The following is a 2,969-nucleotide window of genomic DNA, read 5'->3' on the forward strand; positions in this document are numbered from 1 at the left end:
GTATCCCTCCGGTGAAAGCCGCGTAAACATCGGAGTGCTTTCGTCAGGCTTTGTCGCCAAATGCAGCGGCAATGACCGGATATGCCAGGTGCTGCTCGTCAAACCACACCGTAGCAATTTGGGATACAAATTCATCCGGGTCTAACGGAAGTCCAGCGGCACGAACGGTCGCAGCGTTCACTTGCAAAACGCTCGCGAGCGCCTGACGATGGTACGCATAAAGCGCACCGCTCTTGATGCAACAGGCCGCCGCATCGAATTGAACCGTTGCGAGGCCACGCTTTGCCGCATCGTCGGCAAGCGCTTTCGGTGTAAGTCGTAAGAATTTTTCGATTGTGTAGAGTGGCAGATAGCCAATTGGCTTAGACAAGCCTACTCCCGTAAGACTCTGCAACAGCGCATTTCGTTGCTCGTCGCTCAGATTGAGATGCGCTTCCATCAAGCAGCAGCCTCAATTCGGTGACAACGCCAATTCCACGGAAGCAATTGCTCCAGCTTGCTGCTTGGCGTGTCGGCGATGCGTGCCAGGACGTCAGCAAGCCAAGCCTGCGGATCGATGTCGTTGAGCTTGGCACTCATGATCAGCGTCGCCATGAAGGCAGCACGATCAGCGCCGCGATCCGATCCGGCGAAGAGCCATGACTTCCTCCCGAGAGCAAAGCCTCTCAGCGCTCGTTCGGCGGCGTTGTTCGTGAGACAAATCCGGCCGTCGTCGAGGAAAGACACGAAGCCGTTCCAGCGCTTCAGCATGTAGTCGATCGGCTCGGCGACCGGAGAACTGCGCGACAGTTTTACCCGCTCGGTTTGAAGCCAGCGGTGTAGTTCGCCGACAAGCGGTAGGCTGTGCTTGCGACGGCGCTCCAGGCGTTCCGCTGCGGCAAGCCCGTTGATCTCACGCTCGATGTCGAACAGCGCATCGATCCGCTTGACGGCTTCCAGCGCCATAGGCGAGATCGGCGCGGCGCGGCTGCCGCGTTTGGTATTCGTGGCGATGTCGGCCAGCACGAAGAACTTGCGCCTCGCGTGCGACCAGCAGAGCGCCTGCGTCAGCGGTCCCGGATCGCGGTCTACCTTGAACAGCGGATTGTAGCCGCCATAGGCATCAGCCTGCAGAATGCCGGTGAAGGTTTTCAAGTGGCGCTCGGGATGCTCTTGTCGTCGATCTCGCGAAGCATAGTAGAGAGCCGCCGGCGGCGATTGCCCGCCGAACGGCCGGTCATCCCGGACATAGGTCCAGATGCGACCCGTATCGGTCTTTCCCTTCGCCAGGATCGGCACTGTGGTGTCGTCACCATGCAGCCGCTCGGCAGCCAGGACATGCGCTTCGATCAACGAATGGATAGGCTTCAGCGCCGCGGCGCAAGCGCCGACCTGATCTGCGAGCGTCGACAGGCTGAGGTCGACACCCTCTCGGGCATAGCGCTCGCTCTGGCGGTTCAGCGGTTGATGCTGCGCGAACTTCTCAAACAGGATCATCGCCAAAAGGCTGGGTCCGGCAAAGCCTCGCGGTGTCACATGGAAAGGAGCTGGTGGCTGGGTGATCTTCTCGCATTCGCGGCAGGTGAACTTCTCCCGCACCGTTTGGATCTCCTTCCACTGACGCGGGATGACCTCCAGGGTCTCGGTGATGTCTTCGCCCAGCTTCGACAGCTTGCCCGAACCGCAACAAGGGCAGCTCGCCGGAGCCGCTATAACGACACGCTCGCGCGGCAGATGTTCAGGGAATGGTTTCCGTGATGGACGCTTGCGCTCGAAAGCCCTGACCGTCGAGGCTTCGGCCGCAACCTCTGCCGCCAGTTCGTCTTCGCCAGCGTCAGCCTCCAGCTCCTCGAGCTGCAGTTCCATCTGTTCGAGGAGTCGCGCCTTGCGTTCTGACCGGCTGCCGTAAAGCTCGCGGCGAACCTTCTCGATCTCCAGCTTCAACCGCGCGATCAGCGCTTCGGAATGCGACACGAGCGCCTTTGCGCTGGCGGCTTGCGCCTTAGCGGTCGCTGCTTCTGCCTCGGCAGCGATACGCCGGGCACGCTCGTCTGCCAGCAGTGCAAGCGCACTGGCAAGGTCGTCCGGAAGCTCATCAGTCGCGTCGCTCATGGCAGGATGGAATCATATTCGAGTCCGCCATTCCAGTGCTTTTGCTCATCCTGCCGATGTTGGCCGCCAGGTCTTTTGCGGCATCCGCCAATCTATACCTTCGAGCAGATAACCGAGCTGCGCCGGTGTGATCACCACCGTGCCGTCAGCGGCTGACGGCCAGATGAAGCGGCCGCGCTCCAGCTTCTTCGTGAACAGACAGGCTCCTTGTCCGTCATGCCAGATCACCTTGATCAGACCTCCACCGCGCCCCCGGAACACGAACAGATGTCCGCACATCGGATCGCGCTTCAGCGTCTCCTGCACCATCAGCGACAGACCGGGGAAGCCTTTGCGCATGTCCGTGTGACCCGTCGCCAGCCAAACCTTCACACCGCTCGGAATCGGGATCATCTCCGCCCCAGCACGACATCGAGAATGCGGCCCAGCGCGTCCGTGTCGATGTCGCTGTCTACGCGGATACGACGGTCCCGACCGAGTTCAATCGTCACATCGCTGCGCTTCCGGCGAGAAAGTGATGGGGTGGGTGGCCCCGAGGGAATCGGCGAGGCTGGAAGCGCGGCCTCGGACACGACCACCGGCACCAACGTGCTCGCTGTTTCCGTCTTCGGCTCCTCGATCTGGCAAAGCTCCTTGCGCCAACGGAAGAGCTGGCTGACATGGATGCCGGCCGCGCGGGCAATCTCGGAGAGCACCGCGCCCGGCTCGAGGCACGCGGCAACAAGCCGCTCTTTGTCCTCCCGAGACCAGCGCCGTCGGCGCTCGACAGACGTGATCACTTCAATCGGATGCTTCGTCATAGGACTACTCCTAGTGTTTGCACTAGGACTTCCGATGTTCGCCTCAACCTCGCAAGGCGGCCTTCACCGGGGGCTTAC

The 2,969-nt window shown here is 61.3% G+C and carries 4 protein-coding genes; all 4 read right to left on the reverse strand.

The window, feature by feature from the left end; all coding sequences use genetic code 11:
- Positions 1-43: 43 nt before the first annotated feature.
- From CO670_RS32195 to CO670_RS32210, 4 genes are read right to left on the reverse strand one after another with little or no spacing between them, the layout of a single operon-like run.
- The gene (locus CO670_RS32195) at positions 44-439 is read right to left on the reverse strand and encodes a hypothetical protein (protein WP_097594049.1); all 396 of its coding nucleotides are present in this window, start codon (positions 437-439) and stop codon (positions 44-46) included.
- Positions 439-2,091, reverse strand: a complete 1,653-nt coding sequence (locus tag CO670_RS32200) for an IS66 family transposase (RefSeq protein WP_097594051.1) — start codon at positions 2,089-2,091, stop codon at positions 439-441. Before CO670_RS32200 ends, CO670_RS32195 begins: the two co-directional genes overlap by 1 nt.
- A 45-nt stretch (positions 2,092-2,136) precedes the next feature.
- Positions 2,137-2,484: an IS66 family insertion sequence element accessory protein TnpB gene (gene tnpB / locus CO670_RS32205; protein ID WP_097594052.1), complete on the reverse strand. Its 348-nt coding sequence runs from the start codon at positions 2,482-2,484 to the stop codon at positions 2,137-2,139.
- A complete protein-coding gene (locus tag CO670_RS32210; protein WP_097594053.1) occupies positions 2,481-2,891 on the reverse strand; it encodes a transposase in 411 nt (136 codons plus the stop codon). The genes tnpB and CO670_RS32210 overlap by 4 nt, the downstream gene beginning before the upstream one ends.
- Positions 2,892-2,969 lie beyond the last annotated feature (78 nt).

Origin of the sequence: Rhizobium sp. J15 (assembly GCF_002531825.1) — a bacterium.
GTDB lineage: Bacteria > Pseudomonadota > Alphaproteobacteria > Rhizobiales > Rhizobiaceae > Rhizobium.